This is a genomic window from Candidatus Thiosymbion oneisti (assembly GCF_900092655.1).
GTDB lineage: Bacteria > Pseudomonadota > Gammaproteobacteria > Chromatiales > Chromatiaceae > Thiosymbion > Thiosymbion oneisti.
Genome location: NZ_FLUY01001501.1, coordinates 1 through 5,699, shown reverse-complemented (window position 1 = coordinate 5,699; position 5,699 = coordinate 1). Strand labels below are relative to the sequence as shown.

The 5,699-nt window shown below is 53.4% G+C and carries 5 protein-coding genes; all 5 read right to left on the bottom strand.

The annotated features are described in order from the left end of the window. Nucleotides 1-118: 118 nt before the first annotated feature. A complete protein-coding gene (rfaE1, locus tag BQ17_RS15295; RefSeq protein WP_089728505.1) occupies nucleotides 119-1,576 on the bottom strand; it encodes a D-glycero-beta-D-manno-heptose-7-phosphate kinase in 1,458 nt (485 codons plus the stop codon). Nucleotides 1,577-1,615: 39 nt separating this feature from the next. Then, nucleotides 1,616-2,422: an HAD-IIB family hydrolase gene (locus BQ17_RS15290; protein ID WP_089728503.1), complete on the bottom strand. Its 807-nt coding sequence runs from the start codon at nucleotides 2,420-2,422 to the stop codon at nucleotides 1,616-1,618. A gap of 1,690 nt (nucleotides 2,423-4,112) precedes the next feature. Further along, on the bottom strand, nucleotides 4,113-4,589 hold the full coding sequence (locus tag BQ17_RS15285; protein ID WP_089728500.1) for a PIN domain-containing protein: 477 nt from the start codon (nucleotides 4,587-4,589) through the stop codon (nucleotides 4,113-4,115). Next, on the bottom strand, nucleotides 4,586-4,861 hold the full coding sequence (locus BQ17_RS15280) for a UPF0175 family protein (protein WP_089728498.1): 276 nt from the start codon (nucleotides 4,859-4,861) through the stop codon (nucleotides 4,586-4,588). Before BQ17_RS15280 ends, BQ17_RS15285 begins: the two co-directional genes overlap by 4 nt. A gap of 191 nt (nucleotides 4,862-5,052) precedes the next feature. After that, entirely contained in the window at nucleotides 5,053-5,607 is a 555-nt protein-coding gene (locus BQ17_RS15275) for a DUF2290 domain-containing protein (RefSeq protein ID WP_256091628.1), read from the bottom strand. Nucleotides 5,608-5,699: the final 92 nt, after the last annotated feature.

Genomic DNA, 5,699 nt, shown 5'->3' with positions numbered 1-5,699 from the left:
ACGCTGGAGCGTGGGGAGCCAGCCGAATATCAATGCCAGTAGAAAATCAATAGGTTAGTTTTTAGACAGCCTCTAAGGGAAAACTACGAACGCGGATACCAGGCGGGATGGCACGCGCTCAATTAGCATTCATTCGCGCGATGATGCCCGTGGTACTGCGATCCTCCACCAGGGGCACGAGCACGACCTGGCCACCCCAAGATTTGACCTCCGCGGCCCCGATCACTTGTTCCTCCCGGTAGTCCGCACCCTTGGCCAACACGTCGGGGCGTAGCTGCTCGATGAGCGCCAGCGGCGTGTCCTGGTCGAACAGGATGACCGCATCGACGGTAGCCAGGGCCGCCAGCACGCGCGCCCGGTCTTCTTGGCCGATAAGGGGGCGTTCGGGTCCCTTCAGGCGGCGTACTGAGGCATCGGCATTGAGCCCGACCACCAACCGGTGGCCGTAGCGGCGGGCCCGTTCCAGATAGGTCACGTGGCCCACGTGCAGCAGGTCGAAGCAGCCGTTGGTAAAGACCACCCGTTCGCCGGCGGCCTGCCAGCGGCGGACCTGGGCCTGGGCCTCCTCGAGATCGCGGATCTTCGCCGCCTGCCCGTAGGCGGCCTCCTCATTGAGTGCCGCCAGCAACTCCTGCGCCCTGATGGGTGCGGTGCCTACCTTGCTGACCACGATCCCTGCTGCGAGATTCGCCAAGTGAGCGGTAGCGACCCGTCCCAGCCCGGCGGCGAGACCAGCCACGAAGGTGGCAATGACGGTGTCTCCAGCCCCGGAGACGTCGTACACCTCCCGGGCGGTGGCCAGCATTCGATGGTTGCCGTCCGCATCGATGAGCACCATGCCCTGTTCGCTCAACGTCAGCACCAGGGATTCCAGATTCAGCGTCTCGCGCATTGCGGAGCCTGCCGCTATCAGGGCGTCCAGATCCTGCGCGGCCACACCGGTGGCGAGGGCCAGCTCGTCGCGATTGGGGGTGATCAGGGTTGCCCCGGCATAGCGACTGAAGTCCTTGGCCTTGGGATCGACCAGCACCGGCAGGCCGCGGCCGCGGGCGAACGCGATCAGCGCTCGACACAGGTCCTCAGTGAGGACCCCCTTGGCGTAATCCGAAAGGAGCAGGGCATCGGCCTGCGCCAGGCGCGAGATAGCGGCGGCGAGCAGGCGTTCCCGGTCGCTCTCTGCCAGGGGGGCGGCCTGTTCCGCGTCGATTCGGATCATCTGCTGGCGATTACCCAGCACCCGGGTCTTGATGGTGGTCCCGCGATCCCGCGCGATCAGTATCCCGTCGCTATCCAGGTTGGCTGTGGTCAGCTCCGCCAGCAGCAGATCACGGCCAGAGTCCGCGCCCGCCACCCCCACCAAAGCGACTTGGAGACCCAGCCCCGACAGGTTCCGCGCTACATTAGCCGCACCGCCTGCAGACTGCGTCTCCCGCTCCAGCTCGACGATCGGCACGGGGGCTTCCGGCGACACCCGCCGGACCCGTCCCCACAAGAAACGGTCCAGCATCAAGTCACCGACTACGACCACTTTGCGATCGGCCAAGCGCTCGAAGACCTCGGTGGGTACTAATGCCATGTGGCTATACCCGGTGTCCCAATGCCATTAAGTTAAGCGTCACTGAAATATTCCGTAATGATAGGCCCCCTCGATCACGCCGCTCGTATAGTATCCGTTCAATCCCTTGCAATCTCCTCGCGCGAAATAGGCTTTGAGATTGGGGTTCTTATCCATCACCGCCTTCACGTTCTTTACCAATTGTTCATCGGCGTTCTTTACCAGCACGCCACAAAATCCCGCCGTCAACGGAAAAATATCGTTGCCGCTATCACCGCAGAATACGACCTGCCCCTTCTCCGCTCCGAACTCCTCGGCTACATATTCCAATGCCGTTTGTTTGGTCGCGCTGTTCGGTAGAAAGTCGAGAAGCCCTTTGTTATCCACTGAATCGAAGCTGTATACGATCACTTCGTCGAACCTTCCCTTGACCAGCGTATCGATCCTTTTCAATATCTCATCGTTTCTATCGTGTTCTACATAATAACTCTGCTTGAACTGATTGAGGTGCTCGCTCCCCTGCTCCTTGATGCCATCGACATCGAATACGGCTTCCTTGATCCGGGCGGCATCCCACCTGGGACTTACACGCTTGACATGGGTTACCCATCCCTCATCGAAACGCCAGCCCCCTTGCTCATACTTTCTTATGGTCGTGCCCACATCTCCGATCAGCACATGGGGGTGTCTGACCCCATACTCCCGGATCGCATCCTCCGTCAGCTTCAGGTTTCTTCCGGTGACATAGACCACCAGGACATCGTGTTTTTCCGTGAGCGCGTTGAACAGCTCAATGGCCCCCCCGTCGCCCTCCCATTTCCCATTCGGAAGCAAGGTTCTATCCAAATCCGTAGCCAGTATTTTCATTATGATTTCTCCTCGTGATTGATAGTTGGGTTTTGCATGCATCAGCGCGTAGATTGGGGTCAGGGACGAACCCCAACGAGAGAAAAACTACGAATCACGCAAATCCGCGCGGATCGGATTTTGTGCCGGCGGAACATTCGTGTCGATTCGTGTGATTTGTAGTTAAAACAATATCATCCGACTCCCACGCCCTAGCATCATGAAAGATTGGCCGTTGGAGCGGCCATACTGCATTCCCACGCTGGAGCGTGGGAACGAGCCGAAAGGTAGGTTGGGGTGCAATGCCATTAAGTTAAGCCTCAAAGCCCCTCCCCCTCTCCCGCCGGGAGGGTGTCGTAATGGGGGCGACTCAAGTCGGGCGGGAAAGCGCAGCGCATCCCGCCGCTTGATCCTTTTTCATTTTTCTCACACCAAGCCACAAAGACACCAAGAATTCTCCGCTGGTTCTGGCGTTCTTCCCTCAATCCTTATACCCCTTTGTGGCTTGGTGTCTTTGTGTGATGTAGAAGAAAAAAAGGAAACGGGAAATCACGCTATTCTATTTCCGCCCCGCAACGGCCCATCGACGGACTTTTGATGCTTAACTTAATGGCATTGGGTTGGGGTGAGCTTGCGAACCCCAACAAATCGCGGTAGTGCTTAACACGTAGTGATCGTGTAGTTCTCCCAGCGGGAAAGAAAGAGGTTCAGTAGGAAGTTCATCACTACATATCAAGCACTACCCAAATCGCTATGCCGAGCCAAAGCCATTGGGGTTCGTTCCTCACCCCAACCTACGCGGGGTGAATACTTTCACCGTCTCGGGAGCGTGGGGAGCCAGAGAAACCCTACCGGAACAAGCTATTTTCGAAGTGATACCAGCGCTTCCGAGAGCTTGGTCTCCCCCGCGATCTGTATGATTCTCTGGGTACAGTTCACCCAGGCAGGCGGCAAATCAGTCAACTTCCACCCAGGGAATTTCTGCAGTAAGCGAACCAATCAACTTTCACCCAGGGAATTTTTGTTGAACCACCCCATGTTCTGGCAACTAATCGGAACCCATTATGGATGCGATGCTCGTCCGGAGCGGCGACGTCCAAGCGAGTCGCATCATCAAGATCCATGGAGCTTATCGACACCCGTACGTCTGGTTGATCGCACGGCACTACGTACCCAAAATGCACACGCTTCTTACTCTCGTACCAACCCTTGATGCTTTCGGAGGGTAGCCAGGGGCTATCCGGTCGAAACTCTTCGACACCTGTCGCGACGATCATCAACGCTTTGTTCACTGCCTTCGTCGCCATCCACGAGTTGTAGAAAGAAAATATTCCGGGTGTGGTCAGCAATGTGATCAGGCCGATTACGTTTGCTAGTGACCACTGCTACCACGGTTTGTATCGAGCAGATCCACACGAACCTCTATTCTCTGGGGCGGGTGGCGTACCTTTGTCCTCATCAGGCTCAACAGATGTTCCCTGCGAGTCTTGCGTCGGCGACTCGCTGTTCACGGATTTCCCCTCAGACATTGCTTGTTCTTCAGTCTTGATCATCGCTTCACCTCTGTGCTCTGAGCGACTCGATAGGTTGGGGTGAGGGACGAATCCCAACGAGAAAAAAACGACGAATCACGCAAATCTGCGCGAATCGGATGTTGTGCCGGCGGAACATTTGCGTCGCTCCGTGTGAAACGAGCCGATAAATCTGTGTTTTACAATTCGTTGACTTTTCTTAAACATTTTTCATATATATTTCTTGAATACCACCTGCCTTTTTCAATCATTTCGTCAAGCAGGGGCTTTATCTCAGATATAATTCCTTCTTCTTTTGCCTTTAGAAGAATTGAAAGTGTTCTAACAGCTTCTAGATTTGAATTTTTTGCGATTTTATAACCGACATTTTCGTCGATTATGACAAAATCAGCATTTATTTCTTTCGCAAGAATTATTGTTTCGGCTTCGCCCAAATCAAGCTGATTTAGTAGTAAATCTCTGTAAACTTCTCCTCTGATTGACTGTATTCTTATAAAATAGGAATCGACTTCATCACACCCATAACTCCTTTTTGCTTTAATCTCATCATATACCGCCTGGCTTATGATAATCTCGCCGAACAACTCATTCAGTATGCTGACTTTCCCTATTGAACTCAGAGAAATGATCGGCGTTGTATTTGAAACGACTGTCATTTAATCTTTGCCGCATCTTCAAATATTTCATCAATTTCTTCTTCGTTATAATCGAATATATATTCTTTTTCTCGTTGTAATTTTTCAATAAATTCAATTTTTCCATATCCCGCAAGTTCTGCAGCTTTGCCCAGTGAAAGCCGTCTCTTCCTATAAAAATAAAGAGCTGACAGATACATAATATCGTTCGTAAATTCATCCTTTGTTTCTTTTATCGACAACAGAATATCTTCTTTTATCGGAAAAGAAATGTTGATGATTCTTTCCTGCATTATCGATCTCCGGCTTTAGCACATAGGCTGGAGTGAGGGACGAACCCCAACGAGAGAAAAACGACGAATCACGCAAACCTGCGCGAATTAGATTTTATACCTGCGGAACATTCGCGTCGGGTCATGTAATTCACGGTTAAAACAATCTCTTGGACTATTTCCACGAGGATCCGTTTTAACCAAACAGCTTCTTAACGTGCCGCCGCCGGTGCCAGGACATGGACGATCTGCTGTTCCTTAGGGGAAATCGATGTCTCGAATAGGGCGCCGTGCACAGGCAGCTTCTCCGCATACTGGTGAAACGCCGTGTGGTAGAAATTCCGAAGTATGAAATCGATGAACCACCGGGGCGTTAGTGGTGCAGTAACAGGGATCCGACAATTTTCGTATTGACCAAGGGTCAAGTGGCATTTGGGATGCACGAGCTCTGCGAATACTCCCTCACGCGCGTCGAAATCGAACCGGAACGGAACAGGAACGATCCGACGTGAAACGATTTCCGCAAACAGGGTATCTTGCAGATAGATCTCCGGCTCTTCCTGGAAAGGCGCCAGACGCGGCGACGGGAAGAATGCCAAACGATGACGCAGCAGCGCACCGTCCCGAAATTCGTACATCATCTGCACCATCGCACCGTCAAGCAGCTTCATATTGTAGGCGCGGGCGTCGGCCAGCTCCTCATAGACCTCCGCGTAATCATGCTCCCTCAATGCAGCGGAAATGGCGGACATACCGGGGAAGCCGATTTTGAATCCGGCTTTAGAGGCTGTCTAAAAACTAACCCATTGATTTTAAATCGGTAGGCTGGGGTGAGGAACGAACCCCAGCTGTGGTTATT

Coding starts and splice junctions, on each gene's coding strand:
- BQ17_RS15285 (WP_089728500.1), bottom strand. CDS start 4,589: ATGACAGTCGTTTCAAATACAACGCCGATCATTTCTCTGAGTTCAATA.
- BQ17_RS15280 (WP_089728498.1), bottom strand. CDS start 4,861: ATGCAGGAAAGAATCATCAACATTTCTTTTCCGATAAAAGAAGATATT.
- BQ17_RS15290 (WP_089728503.1), bottom strand. CDS start 2,422: ATGAAAATACTGGCTACGGATTTGGATAGAACCTTGCTTCCGAATGGG.
- rfaE1 (WP_089728505.1), bottom strand. CDS start 1,576: ATGGCATTAGTACCCACCGAGGTCTTCGAGCGCTTGGCCGATCGCAAA.